Origin of the sequence: Pseudomonas sp. WS 5059, from assembly GCF_012985525.1 — a bacterium.
In the GTDB taxonomy this organism is placed as follows: Bacteria; Pseudomonadota; Gammaproteobacteria; order Pseudomonadales; family Pseudomonadaceae; genus Aquipseudomonas.
In genome coordinates this window covers 151,321-167,233 of the sequence record NZ_JAAQWO010000005.1, presented here as the reverse complement: position 1 = coordinate 167,233, position 15,913 = coordinate 151,321, and the positions used below count along the sequence as shown (strand labels likewise).

Annotated in this window: 15 protein-coding genes; 12 read left to right on the top strand and 3 right to left on the bottom strand. The window is 61.6% G+C overall.

What is annotated here, in order from left to right:
* The first annotated feature begins 19 nt into the window (after positions 1-19).
* Positions 20-490 carry a hypothetical protein gene (locus HBO12_RS15935; RefSeq protein ID WP_170042638.1) on the top strand — a complete coding sequence of 157 codons (471 nt, stop codon included), beginning with the start codon at positions 20-22 and terminating at the stop codon, positions 488-490.
* A gap of 3 nt (positions 491-493) precedes the next feature.
* Here HBO12_RS15935 and HBO12_RS15930 read toward each other — a convergent pair whose 3' ends face one another.
* A complete protein-coding gene (locus HBO12_RS15930; protein ID WP_169956457.1) occupies positions 494-1,408 on the bottom strand; it encodes a DUF808 domain-containing protein in 915 nt (304 codons plus the stop codon).
* A 134-nt stretch (positions 1,409-1,542) separates the two neighbouring features.
* Between HBO12_RS15930 and HBO12_RS15925 the strand changes: the two genes are divergently transcribed.
* Together HBO12_RS15925 and HBO12_RS15920 are read left to right on the top strand one after the other, a co-directional pair.
* Positions 1,543-2,148, top strand: a complete 606-nt coding sequence (locus tag HBO12_RS15925; protein ID WP_029292641.1) for a TetR/AcrR family transcriptional regulator — start codon at positions 1,543-1,545, stop codon at positions 2,146-2,148.
* Between the two features lie 203 nt (positions 2,149-2,351).
* Positions 2,352-2,810 (top strand): REP-associated tyrosine transposase, encoded by a 459-nt coding sequence (locus HBO12_RS15920; RefSeq protein WP_169956455.1) that lies wholly within the window; start codon positions 2,352-2,354, stop codon positions 2,808-2,810.
* A gap of 117 nt (positions 2,811-2,927) precedes the next feature.
* On the opposite strand, the gene HBO12_RS15915 is transcribed toward HBO12_RS15920, so the two are convergent.
* A complete protein-coding gene (locus tag HBO12_RS15915) occupies positions 2,928-3,368 on the bottom strand; it encodes a GlcG/HbpS family heme-binding protein (protein WP_170042637.1) in 441 nt (146 codons plus the stop codon).
* Positions 3,369-3,636: 268 nt separating this feature from the next.
* On the opposite strand from HBO12_RS15915, the gene gcl reads away from it, so the two are divergent.
* From gcl to HBO12_RS15870, 9 genes are all read left to right on the top strand, one after another.
* Positions 3,637-5,412: a glyoxylate carboligase gene (gene gcl, locus HBO12_RS15910; protein WP_170042636.1), complete on the top strand. Its 1,776-nt coding sequence runs from the start codon at positions 3,637-3,639 to the stop codon at positions 5,410-5,412.
* Between the two features lie 10 nt (positions 5,413-5,422).
* Positions 5,423-6,205, top strand: a complete 783-nt coding sequence (gene hyi / locus HBO12_RS15905) for a hydroxypyruvate isomerase (protein WP_169956451.1) — start codon at positions 5,423-5,425, stop codon at positions 6,203-6,205.
* A 149-nt stretch (positions 6,206-6,354) separates the two neighbouring features.
* Positions 6,355-7,245 carry a 2-hydroxy-3-oxopropionate reductase gene (locus tag HBO12_RS15900; RefSeq protein ID WP_169956449.1) on the top strand — a complete coding sequence of 297 codons (891 nt, stop codon included), beginning with the start codon at positions 6,355-6,357 and terminating at the stop codon, positions 7,243-7,245.
* 168 nt (positions 7,246-7,413) lie between these two features.
* Positions 7,414-8,694 (top strand): glycerate kinase type-2 family protein, encoded by a 1,281-nt coding sequence (locus HBO12_RS15895; RefSeq protein ID WP_169956447.1) that lies wholly within the window; start codon positions 7,414-7,416, stop codon positions 8,692-8,694.
* A complete protein-coding gene (pyk, locus tag HBO12_RS15890) occupies positions 8,684-10,099 on the top strand; it encodes a pyruvate kinase (RefSeq protein ID WP_170042635.1) in 1,416 nt (471 codons plus the stop codon). Before HBO12_RS15895 ends, pyk begins: the two co-directional genes overlap by 11 nt.
* A 120-nt stretch (positions 10,100-10,219) precedes the next feature.
* Positions 10,220-11,095, top strand: a complete 876-nt coding sequence (locus HBO12_RS15885) for an urea transporter (RefSeq protein ID WP_170042634.1) — start codon at positions 10,220-10,222, stop codon at positions 11,093-11,095.
* Positions 11,096-11,126: 31 nt separating this feature from the next.
* Positions 11,127-11,951, top strand: coding sequence for an ion transporter (locus tag HBO12_RS15880; RefSeq protein WP_169956441.1), 825 nt, complete (start codon positions 11,127-11,129; stop codon positions 11,949-11,951).
* A 93-nt stretch (positions 11,952-12,044) separates the two neighbouring features.
* Positions 12,045-13,049, top strand: a complete 1,005-nt coding sequence (locus HBO12_RS15875; protein WP_169956439.1) for a sulfate ABC transporter substrate-binding protein — start codon at positions 12,045-12,047, stop codon at positions 13,047-13,049.
* A gap of 228 nt (positions 13,050-13,277) precedes the next feature.
* On the top strand, positions 13,278-14,474 hold the full coding sequence (locus HBO12_RS15870; RefSeq protein WP_170042633.1) for an MFS transporter: 1,197 nt from the start codon (positions 13,278-13,280) through the stop codon (positions 14,472-14,474).
* Between the two features lie 42 nt (positions 14,475-14,516).
* On the opposite strand, the gene HBO12_RS15865 is transcribed toward HBO12_RS15870, so the two are convergent.
* Positions 14,517-15,881: a M10 family metallopeptidase C-terminal domain-containing protein gene (locus HBO12_RS15865; protein ID WP_170042632.1), complete on the bottom strand. Its 1,365-nt coding sequence runs from the start codon at positions 15,879-15,881 to the stop codon at positions 14,517-14,519.
* Positions 15,882-15,913: the final 32 nt, after the last annotated feature.

The following is a 15,913-nucleotide window of genomic DNA, read 5'->3' as shown; positions in this document are numbered from 1 at the left end:
TTTCCAGTGGAACTTCAACATGACGATATCGGTTTCCCAACCCCCCATCACGGCACCCAGCACCCCCGCTACTCCCGCCACAGAGTCCCAAGCCTCAACAAAACCTTCTCTGGACGCCCCCAGAGGCGCCTATGGTCGACCGGACGGCGATGATCGCAGCGCAGGACAAATCTTCAAGGACACGCCGATCCTCAAGGACATCCTCAAGCAAGACGGTCCTTTCGCGAGCAACTTCATCAATCAGCTCAAGCAGCAAACCGGCGATTGGGGCGCAGCCAATCGAAACCCCGACTCACGCGCCAACGCCGCCTATAACCTGGCGCAAGTGGCAACCTACATTGATGGCCGCGAAGGCTTGGAGCGTCAGGGCCCGAGCCAGCAAAGCGATCAGCACGTTCAGGGTTTCGGCCAGTTCGGCAGTGTTTCAGCAGGCTCGGAAGCGCAACTGCTCAAGGCATTCAGCGAAAAAGGTTACAGCGCGTTGCAATAGCACCTAACCCCTCAAGGCACGCCACGCCTTGCTCGCCACCGACACCAGCGCCAGCACCACCGCCCCGGCGATGATCCCCGCGATGGCATTGAGCAAGGTCGGCATCAGCCAGCTGATGCCACCGATGCTCTGGCTCACACTCTCAATCCAGTGATGCACCACCGGCACGCCGTGGGTCAGGATGCCGCCACCGACCATGAACATCGCCGCCGTGCCGATCACCGACAGGCTTTTCATCATGTACGGTGTGGTTCGTACAAACCCGTTGCCGATATCGCGCACCAGTTGGCCGGGCTTTTGCGCCATCCACAGGCCCAGGTCGTCGAGCTTGACGATACCGGCGACCAGGCCGTACACGCCGATGGTCATGACCAGAGCGATGCCCGACAGCACGATAACTTGCTGCATCAACGGTGCATCAGCCACGGTGCCCAGGGTGATGGCGATGATTTCGGCAGAGAGGATAAAGTCGGTGCGGATCGCGCCCTTGATCTTGTCTTTCTCGAACGCCACCAGGTCGGTTGCGGGGTCGGCCACGGCTTCGACCAACTGGGCATGTGCAGCCTGATCATCGGCCTTGCTGTGCAGGAATTTATGGGCGAGTTTTTCAAAGCCTTCGAAACACAGATAAGCGCCGCCGAGCATCAACAGTGGCGTGACCGCCCATGGCGCGAAGGCGCTGATCAATAGCGCGGCGGGAACCAGGATCAGCTTGTTGATAAACGAGCCCTTGGCAACGGCCCACACCACCGGGATTTCCCGCTCGGCGCGTACACCAGAAACCTGCTGCGCATTGAGCGCCAAGTCATCCCCCAGCACCCCGGCGGTTTTCTTGGCGGCCATTTTGGTCATCAAGGCCACGTCATCGAGGACGGCGGCGATGTCATCGATCAATACCAACAAGCTGCTTCCTGCCATGAATCGGACGTCCTAAATGTGGGATATTTCGCAGCATAGCGTGGTACAAAGCGTCGCGGGCAGATTCTTGAGGCGCGCGGATCGCCGGTGCTACCATGCGCAACCGCCTGTCCTGGCAAGGAATCATCTGGTCTATGAGCACCATTCGCGAGCGCAACAAAGAACTGATCCTGCGGGCTGCCAGCGAGGAGTTTGCCGACAAGGGCTTCGCCGCGACCAAAACCAGCGACATCGCCGCCAAGGCCGGGCTGCCCAAGCCCAACGTTTATTACTACTTCAAGTCCAAGGACAACCTCTACCGCGAGGTGCTCGAAAGCATCATCGAGCCAATCCTGGCCGCCTCCACTCCCTTCAACCCGGACGGCGACCCCAAGCAGGTGCTGAGCGGCTATATCCGCTCGAAAATCAGCATCTCCCGCGACCTGCCCTTTGCCTCGAAAGTGTTCGCCAGCGAAATCATGCACGGCGCCCCGCACCTGAGCCCCGAGCAGGTGCAGCAACTCAACGCCCAGGCCAAGCACAATATCGATTGCATCCAGAGCTGGGTCGATCGCGGCCTGATCGCCGCCATTGATCCTCATCACCTGATGTTCAGCATCTGGGCAGCGACGCAGACCTATGCGGACTTTGACTGGCAGATCTCGGCGGTGACCGGCAAGGCCAAGCTGGATGAGGCCGATTATGAAGCGGCGGCGCAGACGATTATTCGGTTGGTGTTGAAGGGGTGTGAGCCGGACTGATGGACTGTGGTGTGGCTATCGCAGGCAAGCCAGCTCCCACAGGTCCCGTGCCAGACACAAAATGTACAAACACCAAAAGTCCACTGTGGGAGCGGGCTTGCCCGCGATAGCATCGCTCAGACACATCCTGCCAAAAGCCTGCTCACCCAACTCAGCCTCCCAGATCTAGTCTCTCAGAACACCTTCTGAAGAGGGGCAATGGAATGCCTGACCTACCTGCATCAAACCGCCTGCGCATCGGGCGCTACAACGAACCTAATCAAATCTATCACCTCACCACCAATACACTGGATCGCACCCCGATATTCGAGGATTTCAGATTAGGTCGATTGGTGGTTCAGCAATTTATAATCGCTCAAAGGCAAGGGTTAGCGACTTCGCTGGCCTGGGTAGTCATGCCTGATCACTTCCATTGGCTGATTTCACTGGATAAGGGCTCTCTGGCCGATTTGATGCGCCAGGTGAAATCCAAGAGCACCCGGGTGGTCAATGCAGTAGCTGGTCGACAGGGACGCCTGTGGCAACCCGGCTTTTATGATCATGCTGTGCGCCGGGAAGAAAGCCTTGAAGGCATCGCTCGATACATCGTCGCAAATCCTCTAAGAGCAGGACTTGTCAAAAAATATGGTGACTACCCGCTTTGGGATGCCATTTGGCTTTGACTTGAGACCTATTCGCCTGCATCGCAGGCAAGCCAGCTCCCACATTTTGACCGTGTTCACAGGTCAAAATGTGGGAGCTGGCTTACTCGCGATGAAGTTCTTACAAGCCCGGAGAAATCAAGCACTCACCCCCGCATCCGCCAACAACCCCACCCCTTCAATCGCGCTGATCGCGCATTGCTCATCAATATCCGACGTATCCCCACTGATCCCGATCGCCCCCAGCACCACCCCCGCCTGATCCCGAATCAACACCCCGCCCGGCGCCGGCACCACGCCGCCCTGCCCCAGGCTGTTCAGTGCAGCGATAAATGCCGGCCGTTGCTGGGCATCCAGCGCCAGCAAACGCGAGCCCTTGCCCAGGGCAATCGCGCCCCAGGCCTTGCCGATAGCAATTTGCGGGCGCAGCAGGCTGGCGCCGTCTTCCCGTTGCAGGGTGATCAGGTGCCCGCCGCTGTCGAGCACTGCGATGGTCAGCGGTGCAGTGGCAATGGTGCGGCCTGCGGTGATGGCCTGGCTGACCAGGTTGACTGCGACTTTCAAGGTTAGAGCGCTCATGGGTGCCGTCCTTATCTTGTTATTGAGAAAGCCTTGGGGCTCTGATTGATCAGAAGCCGGATGCAACAAATAGAACACAATAGATTTATTTTTTGTATACAATATTTCAAAACATACACACCACACGTCAAAATACTCCCGCTAAAAAGCCTTCCGACGAATGCACAGGCCCGAGAATAAAATGGATTGACCTGCGTAGCTCGCCGTGAATACACTTTGAAGCAACACCACTTGTATACAATTACAAAACGCAAGAGGCACCAAAACCATGAGCAAAATGAGAGCAATCGAAGCCGCTGTCCTGGTGATGCGTCGTGAGGGTGTAGATACCGCCTTCGGCATCCCAGGCGCTGCGATCAACCCGTTGTATTCGGCCCTGCAAAAGGTCGGCGGCATCGATCACGTCCTCGCTCGCCACGTGGAAGGCGCTTCGCACATGGCCGAGGGGTATACCCGCACCAAGGCCGGCAATATCGGCGTGTGCATCGGCACTTCGGGCCCGGCGGGCACCGACATGGTCACCGGCCTGTACAGCGCCTCGGCCGATTCGATCCCGATCCTGTGCATCACCGGGCAAGCGCCCCGTGCCCGCATGCACAAGGAAGACTTCCAGGCCGTGGACATCACCAGTATCGTCAAGCCAGTGACCAAGTGGGCAACCACCGTGCTGGAACCTGGCCAGGTGCCGTATGCGTTCCAGAAAGCCTTCTATGAAATGCGCTCCGGCCGCCCCGGCCCGGTGCTGATCGACTTGCCATTCGATGTGCAGATGGCCGAGATCGAGTTCGACATCGACGCCTACCAGCCACTGCCCCTGGCCAAGCCACTGGCCACGCGGATCCAGATCGAGAAGGCCCTGGCGATGCTCGATCAGGCCGAACGCCCGCTGCTGGTCAGCGGTGGCGGCGTGATCAATGCCGACGCCAGCGAACTGTTGGTGGAATTCGCCGAGCTGACCGGTATCCCGGTGATCCCGACGCTGATGGGCTGGGGCACCATTCCCGACGATCACCCGCTGATGGTGGGCATGGTCGGCCTGCAAACCTCGCACCGTTATGGCAACGCTACGATGCTCAAGTCCGACGTGGTCCTGGGTGTCGGCAACCGTTGGGCCAACCGTCACACCGGCTCGGTGGAGGTGTACACCGAGGGTCGCAAGTTCATTCACGTCGACATCGAACCGACGCAAATCGGTCGGGTGTTCACCCCGGACCTGGGCATCGTGTCCGACGCCGGTGCCGCGCTGACGATGTTTATCGAAGTGGCCCGCGAGTGGAAAGCCGCCGGCAAGCTCAAGGACCGCAGCGCCTGGCTGCACGATTGCCAGCAGCGCAAAGCCACCCTGCACCGCAAGACCCACTTCGACAACGTCCCGGTCAAGCCGCAACGGGTGTACGAAGAGATGAACCAGGTGTTCGGCAAAGACACCTGCTACGTCAGCACCATTGGCCTGTCGCAGATTGCCGGTGCGCAGTTCCTGCACGTCTACAAGCCACGCCACTGGATCAACTGCGGCCAGGCCGGCCCGCTGGGCTGGACCATCCCCGCTGCGCTGGGCGTGGTCAAGGCCGACCCGAACCGCAAGGTAGTGGCGCTGTCCGGCGACTATGACTTCCAGTTCATGATCGAAGAGCTGGCCGTGGGCGCGCAGTTCAAGCTGCCGTACATCCACGTGGTGGTGAACAACTCCTACCTGGGGCTGATCCGCCAGGCCCAACGCGGGTTTGAAATGGACTACTGCGTACAGTTGTCTTTCGACAACCTCAACGCCCCGGAACTCAACGGTTATGGCGTCGACCACGTTGCCGTCGCCGAAGGCCTGGGTTGCAAGGCCCTGCGTGTGTTCGAGCCGGGCCAGATCCAGCCCGCGCTGCGCAAGGCCCAGGAAATGATCGAAGAGTTCAAGGTGCCGGTGATTGTCGAGATCATCCTGGAGCGCGTGACCAATATTTCCATGGGCACCGAGATCAACGCCGTCAATGAATTCGAAGATCTGGCACTGGTGGGCAACGACGCACCGACTGCCATTTCATTGCTCGATTAAGGAGAACCCCATGCCGCGTTTTGCCGCCAACCTGTCCATGCTGTTCACCGAACAGGACTTTCTCGCCCGCTTCAAAGCCGCCGCCGATGCCGGTTTCAGCGGGGTGGAATACCTGTTCCCCTACGAGTTCAGCTCCGCCGAAATCAAGGCGCAGCTCGACGCCCACGGCTTGACCCAAGTGCTGTTCAACCTGCCGGCCGGTGACTGGGCCAGCGGCGAGCGCGGCCTGGCCTGCCACCCGGACCGGGTCGAGGAGTTTCGCGCTGGGGTCAACCTGGCCATCGCCTACGCCCAGGTACTGGGCAATACCCAGATCAACTGCCTGGCGGGGATTCGCCCTGCCGGCGTGGACGACGCCACCCTGGAAAAAACCTTCGTCGCCAACCTCAAGTACGCAGCCGACAAGCTGCAAGCGGTGGGCATCAAGCTGGTGATGGAAGCGATCAACACCCGCGACATTCCCGGCTTCTACCTGAACAACACCGCACAGGCCCTGGCGATTCGCGAACAGGTGGGCAGCGCCAACCTGTTCCTGCAATACGACATCTATCACATGCAAATCATGGAAGGCGACCTGGCCCGCACCATGGCCACGCACCTGGATCAGATCAACCATATCCAGCTGGCGGACAACCCGGGGCGCAACGAGCCGGGCACCGGTGAAATCAACTACCGGTTCCTGTTCGAGCATCTGGAGCGCATTGGCTATCAGGGTTGGGTCGGCTGTGAGTACAAGCCGTTGACCACTACCGAGGCTGGTCTTGGCTGGCTCAAGAGCCATAACGCGATCTGACCAACACCATAAAAACCTGTAGGAGCTGGCTTGCCTGCGATGCAGACACCTCGGTGTATCAGGCATACCCAGGTGGCGCCATCGCAGGCAAGCCAGCTCCCACGGGGGCAGTGCAAAACCTGCATAACGAATAAAAAGAGGACTTCATCATGGCTAAAATCGGCTTTATCGGCACCGGCATCATGGGCCAACCCATGGCCGCGAACCTGCAGAAAGCAGGTCACCAACTGTTCCTCTCCGAGCACCACGGCAAGGCGCCCGCCGAGCTGGTCGCCGCCGGTGCCGTGGCCCTGGCCAACCCGCAGCAAGTGGCCCAGGAAGCGGAATTCATCATCGTCATGGTGCCCGATACCCCCCAGGTCGATGACGTGCTGTTCCGCGCCGACGGCGTAGCGGCTGGCCTGTCGCCGAACAAAGTGGTGATCGACATGAGTTCGATCTCGCCCACCGCCACCAAGGCCTTTGCCGCAAAGATCAACGCCACTGGCGCGCAGTACCTCGACGCACCAGTGTCCGGCGGTGAAGTCGGCGCCAAGGCCGCGACCCTGAGCATCATGGTCGGTGGCGAGCCGCAGACCTTCGAACGCGCCCTGGCGCTGTTCCAGAGCATGGGCAAGAACATCACCCTGGTGGGTGGCAATGGCGACGGCCAGACCGCCAAGGTGGCGAACCAGATCATCGTTGCCCTGAACATCCAGGCGGTGGCCGAAGCGCTGCTGTTCGCCGCGAAAAACGGCGCCGATCCGGCCAAGGTCCGCGAAGCGCTGATGGGCGGCTTCGCCTCCTCGAAGATTCTCGAAGTGCATGGCGAGCGGATGATCAAGGGCACCTTCGACCCGGGTTTCCGGATCAACCTGCACCAGAAGGACCTGAACCTGGCCCTGGCCGGCGCCAAGGAGCTGGGGATCAACCTGCCCAATACCGCCGGCACCCAGCAAGTGTTCAGCACCTGCACCGCGATTGGCGGCGGCAACTGGGACCATTCGGCGCTGATCAAGGGCCTGGAACATATGGCGAATTTCTCGATTCGCGATAAGTAACCGCCCCTTTTTCAATGCAATCCCTGGTAGGAGCTGGCTTGCCTGCGATAGCGGTCGTTCAGTGACAGATTAATCGCCTGACACACCGCCATCGCAGGCAAGCCAGCTCCCACATTTGGCCCTCATTCCACGTTGCAAACCCAATAACAAGAACCCGGGAGCCCGCTTATGTCGGTCGATCCGCAACACCTGCTTCGCGAGCTGTTTGCCACAGCCATCGACGCTGCCCACCCCCGGCAAGTCCTCGAACCTTATCTGCCCGCCGACCGCAGCGGCCGCGTGATCGTGATCGGCGCGGGTAAAGCTGCGGCCGCCATGGCCCTGGTCGTGGAAAACAGCTGGCAGGGCGAGGTTTCGGGACTGGTGGTCACACGCTACGGCCACGGCGCGCCCTGCCAGAAAATCGAAGTGGTCGAAGCCGCGCACCCCGTGCCCGATGCCGCTGGCCAGGCCGTGGCCAAGCGCGTGCTGGAACTGATCAGCAACCTTGGCGAAGACGACCGTGTGATCTTCCTCCTGTCCGGCGGCGGTTCGGCGCTGCTGGCGTTACCGGCGGCGGGTATCACCCTGGCCGACAAACAAGCCATCAACAAAGCCCTGCTCAAATCCGGCGCGACCATCGGCGAGATGAATTGCGTGCGCAAGCACCTCTCGGCGATCAAGGGCGGGCGACTGGCCAAGGCCGCCTGGCCGGCCACGGTCTACACCTACGCGATTTCCGATGTGCCGGGCGACCAGGCCACGGTGATTGCCTCCGGCCCGACCGTCGGCGACCCGAGCACCTCGCAACAGGCCCTGGCGATCCTCAAGCGTTACCAGATCGAAGTGCCAGCCTCGGTGCGCAGTTGGTTGCAGAACCCGGAGTCAGAGACCGTCAAACCCGGGGACCCGTGCCTGGCGCGCAGCCATTTCCAATTGATCGCGCGACCGCAACAGTCCTTGGAAGCGGTGGCGGTCAAAGTGCGCCAGGCCGGCTTCAGCCCGCTGATCCTCGGCGACCTGGAAGGCGAAGCGCGGGATGTGGCCAAGGTCCACGCCGGCATCGCCCGGCAGATCGTGCAGCACGGCCAGCCGCTGGCGGCGCCCTGCGTGATCCTCTCCGGCGGCGAGACCACCGTGACCGTGCGCGGCAATGGCCGTGGCGGACGCAACGCCGAGTTCCTGCTGAGCCTGACCGACAGCCTCAAGGGTCTGCCTGGCGTGTACGCCCTGGCCGGTGATACCGACGGCATCGACGGTTCCGAAGACAACGCCGGGGCAATCATGACCCCCACCAGCTACGCGCGCGCCGAGGCCCTGGGCCTGTCGGCCAGCGATGAGTTGGACAACAACAATGGCTACGGCTATTTCGCGGCACTCGACGCGCTGATCGTCACCGAGCCGACCCGTACCAACGTCAATGACTTCCGCGCCATTTTGATACTTGAGACTGCTGCCCATGACGCCTGACAAGAAAGTCAAAATCCTCGCCACCCTGGGGCCAGCCACCGACGGTATCGATGACATCCGCGAGCTGGTGGAAGCCGGGGTGAATATCTTCCGCCTGAACTTCAGCCATGGCGATCACGCCGACCATGCCCAGCGCTACCAGTGGATCCGCCAGGTCGAGCGCCAGCTCAATTACCCGCTGGGGATCCTGATGGACCTGCAAGGGCCGAAGCTGCGGGTCGGGCGTTTCGCCGAGGGCAAGGTGCAACTGGTGCGTGGCCAGGCGTTGCGCCTGGACCTCGACCCCACGCCGGGCGACCAGCGACGGGTCAACCTGCCCCACCCGGAAATCATCAAGGCCCTGGAACCGGGCATGGACCTGTTGCTCGATGACGGCAAGCTGCGCCTGCGGGTGATTACCAAGCATGCCGATGCGATCGACACCACGGTGTTGAATGGCGGCGAACTGTCCGACCGTAAAGGGGTGAACGTCCCACAAGCCTTGTTGGAGCTCAGCCCACTGACCGCCAAGGACCGCCGCGACCTGAGCTTCGGCCTGGAACTGGGTGTGGACTGGGTGGCGCTGTCGTTTGTGCAACGCCCCGAAGACATCCGTGAAGCGCGCGAACTGATCGGCGACAAGGCGTTCTTGATGGCGAAGATCGAGAAGCCCTCGGCGGTGCGCCACCTGCAGGAAATCGCCGAGCTGAGCGATGCGATCATGGTCGCCAGAGGCGATCTGGGTGTGGAAGTGCCGGCCGAAAGCGTGCCGCAAATCCAGAAAGACATCATCAGCACCTGCCGCCAACTGGGCAAACCGGTGGTGGTGGCAACGCAGATGCTCGAATCCATGCGTTTCTCGCCGGCCCCGACCCGCGCCGAAGTCACGGACGTGGCCAATGCCGTGGCCGAGGGCACCGATGCGGTGATGCTCTCGGCCGAAACCGCGTCCGGCGAATACCCGCTGGAAGCCGTGCAGATGATGAGCAAGATCATCCGCCAGGTGGAGAACGGCCCGGACTACCAGACCCAACTGGATGTAAGCCGGCCCAAGGCCGACGCCACCGTGTCCGATGCCATCAGCTGCGCGATCCGCCGGATCAGCAGCATCCTGCCGGTGGCGGTGCTGGTGAACTACAGCGAGTCGGGCAGCTCCAGCCTGCGCGCGGCGCGGGAGCGGCCGGCGGTGCCGATCCTCAACCTCACGCCGAACCTGTCCACCGCGCGCCGCTTAAGCGTGGCCTGGGGCGTGCATTCGGTGGTCAATGACCGCTTGCGGCAGGTGGACGAGGTGTGTTCCACAGCGCTGGAAATCGCCCAGGCCCAAGGCATGGCGCAGCGTGGGGATACGCTGTTGATCACCGCGGGGGTGCCGTTTGGGCAGCCGGGGTCGACCAACTCGCTGCGTATCGAGGCGTTGATCTAGCGTCTGTTCGGGCCTTATCGCGGGCAAGCCCGCTCCCACATTTGACCGTGTTCGCAGATCAAAATGTGGGAGCGGGCTTGCTCGCGATGGGGGCAACTCGGTCTTACTGACTTACCCACCATGCCCAACCCAACCTGCCCCGACTGGGCCGAAGCCCTGCTCAACGGCTTCAGCCAGATCTTCCTGCAACGCCACCCGCTGTGTGGCCTGCTCTGCCTGCTGGCGATCCTCGCCTGCGCCCCGGCCCTGCTCGGCGGTGCGCTGCTGGGCGGGGTCGCCGGCCTGCTCACGGCCCAGCGCCGCGACTATCCCAAGGCCGAGCGCCAGGCCGGGCTCTATAGCTATAACGGTGTGTTACTGGGGCTGCTGATCAGCCAGCACTTTGCCTGGTCAGCATTGCTGCCGCCGCTGATCCTGGCGTGCGGCGGCCTGAGTGCGATCCTGACCCGGCAATGGGTCAAGCGCATGGCCCATGGCGATGACCTGCCCGCCTATACGGTGCCCTTCGTCGGGTTAGGCTGGCTGCTGCTCGGCACGGTCTCACCGGCCACCCTGCCCCTCATTGCCGCCACTCCCCTGGACTGGCTGAGCGCGCCACTGGTCGGGCTGGGCCAGGTCGTGCTGCTGGATCGACCGCTGGCCGGCCTGCTGATAGCCCTTGGCCTGCTGTTGGCCAGTCCTCGCGCGGCGCTGTGGGCGATGCTCGGGGCCGGCAGCGGCGTGGTGCTCGGCCTGCTGCTCGACGACCCCGCCGGCGCCCTGCTCGGCCTGCACAGCTATAACCCGGCACTTGCCGCCCTGGCCCTCAGCCACTACCGGCGCCAACCCTGGCTGCCGTTGCTCGGCATCCTCCTGGCCAGCCTGCTTGCCCCGGGTTTTGCCGGCCTGCACCTGGCGCCGCTGACTGCACCGTTTATCCTCGCCTGCTGGTTGGTGCGCGCGACGTTGCGCCTGCGGCACAGGGTCAACGTGGACAGCCCGTTCGAATCCCCCTAGGCTTCGCAGACCTACGATTCAGGCGGACTTCATGGACAGCAACAACGACTGGCGCCAGCGGCTCTACGTCATGGTATTTCAGAGCGACACGGTGGCCGGGCGGCGTTTTGACGGCATCTTGCTGCTGATCATCCTCGCCAGCCTGGTGATCGTGATGCTCGACAGCATCGACCAGATCCACCAGAACTACGCCGATGTGCTGGCCTATATCGAGTGGGGCTTCACGCTGATTTTCCTCATCGAGTACGGCCTGCGCCTGTATTGCTCGCCCAAACCGTTGCGGTATGCCTTTAGTTTCTACGGGCTGGTGGACTTGCTGGCCATCGTCCCCGGCATCCTGGCCCTGTACTACAGCGACGCCCAGTACCTGCTGATTATCCGCATCATCCGCATGTTGCGGATCTTCCGGGTGCTCAAGCTCGGCCCCTACCTCAAGCAGGCCAACTACCTGATGTCGGCGCTGCGCGGCAGCAAGCAGAAGATCGTGGTGTTCCTGGTCAGCGTCTGCACCCTGGTAACGGTGTTCGGCACCCTGATGTACGTGATCGAAGGCCCGGAGCACGGCTTTACCAGCATTCCCAAGGGCATCTACTGGGCCATCGTGACCCTGACCACCGTAGGCTTTGGCGACATTGTGCCCAAGACCCCGCTGGGCCAGGTGATCTCCTCGCTGGTGATGATCACCGGCTACTCGATCATCGCCGTGCCCACCGGGATCTTTACCGCCGAACTGGCCAACGCCATGCGCGGCGAGCAACTGCAACACGACTGCCCGGTGTGCCAGAAAAGCAGCCACGAACCCAATGCGGCCTTCTGTTCACGCTGTGGCAACGGCCTCTATAAAAAAGTGGAATAAGCAAAGTTCTTTTTAATCTTTAAGCGTCTATGCCGCCCCGGCTATAGTCGTGGGCTATAAGCCACTACCTTCTCGAACAACAAGGAATGAGCAGTGAAAAAACTTGTTAGCGCTTCGCTCCTGGCCGCAGGCCTCGCACTGTCTGTCGGCGCCCAGGCCGCCTCGACCACCCTGCTCAACGTCTCCTATGACGTGATGCGTGACTTCTACAAGGACTACAACGCGGCGTTCCAGAAGCACTGGCAAGCCGAACACCCGAACGACAAGCTGACCTTGCAGATGTCCTTCGGCGGTTCCAGCAAACAGGCGCGCTCGGTCATCGACGGCCTGCCGGCTGACGTGATCACCATGAACATGGCCACCGACATCAATGCCCTGGCGGACAACGGCAAACTGGTGCCCGACAACTGGGTCACCCGCCTGCCGAACAACAGCGCACCGTTCACGTCCGCCACCGTGTTTATCGTGCGCAAGGGCAACCCCAAGGCCCTCAAAGACTGGCCGGACTTGCTCAAAGATGGCGTGCAGGTGATCGTGCCCAACCCCAAGACCTCCGGCAACGGGCGCTACACCTACCTGTCGGCCTGGGGCTATGTGCTCAAGAACGGCGGCGATGAAAACAAGGCCAAGGACTTTGTCGGCAAGCTGTTCAAGCAAGCTCCGGTGCTCGATACCGGTGGCCGTGCCGCGACCACTACCTTCATGACCAACCAGATCGGCGACGTGCTGGTGACCTTTGAAAACGAAGCGGAAATGATTGCCCGTGAATTCGGCCGCGACCAGTTCGAAGTGATCTACCCAAGCGTCTCTGCCGAAGCCGAGCCGCCGGTGTCGGTGGTCGACAAAGTGGTCGATAAAAAGGGCACCCGTGCAGTGGCCGATGACTACCTGAAATACCTGTGGTCGGCCGAAGGCCAGGAAATTGCAGCCAACAACTACCTGCGTCCACGGGACCCGAAGGTACTGGCCAAGTACACCGATCGCTTCCCGAAAGTCGACTTCCTGTCGGTGGAGAAGACCTTTGGTGACTGGCGCACCGTGCAGAAGACCCACTTCAATGATGGTGGAGTGTTCGACCAGATCTACAACGGCCAGTAACTGACCGGACACGCTCAACAATGTGGGAGCGGGCTTGCTCGCGACAGCGGTGTATCAGCCAGGTATTTCTAACCTGATACGCTGCCATCGCGCGCAAGCCCGCTCCCACATTGGGTTGTGCGCAAGACATTAATGCCAGGCATGTCTGAAATCATCAGTAACACTTACCTCGTCCCTCGCCTACCCTTTACCCTTCGCATCCTCCTTCCCCGTTTTAACGAGAACACCATGACCGCTACTCCGCCCGCGACCGCCACCATGACCCGTGGCATGGTGCTGCTGTTCGCGTTCTGCTGCGGCGCTATCGTCGCCAATATCTACTACGCCCAACCGATCATTGAACTGATTGCCCCGGACATCGGCCTGACGCCGGCCATGGCCAGCCTGATCGTGTCCCTGACCCAGATCGGCTACGCCCTGGGCCTTTTTTTCCTGGTGCCGCTGGGCGATCTGTTGGAAAACCGCCGGCTGATGATCATCACCACCGTGGTCGCCATTGCCAGCCTGCTGGGCGCGGCCTTTGCCGAGCAGCCGAACCTGTTCCTGCTGGTGTCGCTGCTGATCGGCTTCAGCTCCGTGTCGGTGCAGATTCTGATTCCCCTGGCCGCGCACCTGGCGCCCGCCGAATCCCGTGGCCGGGTGGTGGGCAGCATCATGGGCGGCCTGTTGCTGGGCATCCTGCTGGCACGGCCGGTGTCCAGCCTGGTGGCTGACCACTTCGGCTGGCGCGCGATGTTCATGGCGGCGGCGGCAATGATGGTCCTGATCAGCGTGGTACTGCTGTTGACCGTGCCCAAGCGCCAGCCGGATCACAGCGCCAGCTATGCCCAGTTGCTGCGTTCGTTGGGCACCTTGCTGCGCGAACAACCGTTGCTTCGTCAACGGGCGTTCTACCAGGGTTGCCTGTTTGCGGCCTTCAGCCTGTTCTGGACCGCCGTGCCCCTGGAGCTGTCGCGTAACCATGGGCTGAGCCAAAGCGAAATTGCCCTGTTTGCCCTGGTCGGTGCCCTCGGCGCCATTGCCGCCCCTATCAGCGGGCGCCTGGCCGATGCTGGCCATACCCACCGCGCCTCGCTGCTGGCGATGCTGTTTGCCGCGCTGAGTTTTCTGCCGGCGTTTATCCACCCGATCTACAGCGTGATTGGCCTGGCGGTGACCGGCGTGGTCCTGGACTTCTGCGTGCAGATGAACATGGTCCTTGGCCAGCGCAGCATCTACGCCCTCGACGCCCATAGCCGCAGCCGCCTGAACGCGCTGTACATGACCAGCATTTTCATCGGCGGCGCCTTCGGCTCAGCGATTGCCAGCAGCGTGTATGAGCACGGCGGCTGGCTTGGGGTGATCGTGGTGGGCAGCCTGTTCCCGCTGGTGGCGCTGTTGCGGTTCTTGAGTGTGTCTCGGGCGGCATCGGCGGTGAGCGCCTGACGTTCGACACGACGCCAGTACGCTCGGGCCCCGGCCTGGGGTTCACCGGTGGCTCTTCTCCAGCATGCGTAAGAGCGACTGGAACATGGTGAGGGTTTGCAGGAGAAAACTCGCTACCGTCGCAAGGAGCGAAGCGCTGGTTCCTGGCTCCGGTACAGGGGCCGGCGTAGGCGTAGGTCGCGGCGACGGAGTGGGCGCCTGCCCTCCCGTCACGATATCGGCCTGTGCGATTTTGCCGGTGGTGATCACCAGCAGATCAGGTTTGCCATTGCCGTTCATATCAATCGCCAGGCTGCCACGCCCGGTACTCTCCTGGTAGCTGAGCACCGCATTGCCGGGCTTCCCGGTGAATTGACTGGAGAACGTGAGGCTCTTGATACCGGCTTCTCTCAGGGCCCCGGACACATCGATCTTGTCGGTACCACTGGTAAAATCCGCGATCCGATCAGGGTTGCGCGGCGTGGAGTCACTGGCCTTGTCGTAAACGAAAGTGTCAGCGCCCTCCCCCCCGCGCAGCCTGTCTGCCCCGGCGCCGCCCTTGAGGCGATTGTCCGCTTCATTGCCCGTCAGCACATCATTGCCAGAACCGCCGACGGCATTTTCCAGGGTCACACCCTTGGCGATGGAGACGTTACCGCGCAGGCCGCCGACGTCCGAAAATGATTCTGCATTGAGGTCGATCTTCTGGTTCTGCCCATACCCGGAAAAATCCAGGGTGTCGTTGCCGCCCCCGTCCCACACACAAAACAGCGCCGCCTCGCGTGCATTCTTGAGGCTCAGGACGTCACGCCCGGTATTGGAGTTGAAGCCGTAGGTTGTGTCTGTGCTACGGGTTTTGTGGTTGGCCCCATACATTTTCTGAATCGCCGCGATGTCATGCATCATCGGTGCCGAGGGCATCAGCCCCCGGAAATCATGACCGGCGTGCTTGGTCTCGGCCCAGTAACTCATGACCGTGCCGGCCCGGGTGTCCTGCGCGAACGTCGCATCCCTTTCGTACGTCCCCCCGCCGTTGTACTCCCCGGGGTGGGCCAGCCCCAGGCAATGGCCGATCTCATGCACCATGGTGGTGTTGAAATAACTCCCTTCCTGAGGTGCATGTGCCGCCCGGCGTGTCCCGATCATGGCGCGCGCGCCGGAGTTATGCCGATCAGGACCCCATGCCACGCCACTTTCCATGCGATTGGAACCAGTGACTTGAATCGATCCATCTGCCTTGCGCGCATTTTCATGAAAGCTGATATCGGCTACGTCCTGCCAAGCCTCCATGGCCCGGCGGGCACAGCCTTTCTGTGGTTCGGTGAACCCGCGAAGATTGAAAGAAACCTGGGTCTTGCCGTCCCGGTCTCGATCGTAAAAGCGCATACCACTGCGCGTCAGGTGCCTTGCGACCTGATCGGTGTTCAAGGAGCGTTTTCCACGGCCGTAAAACTGCGCCT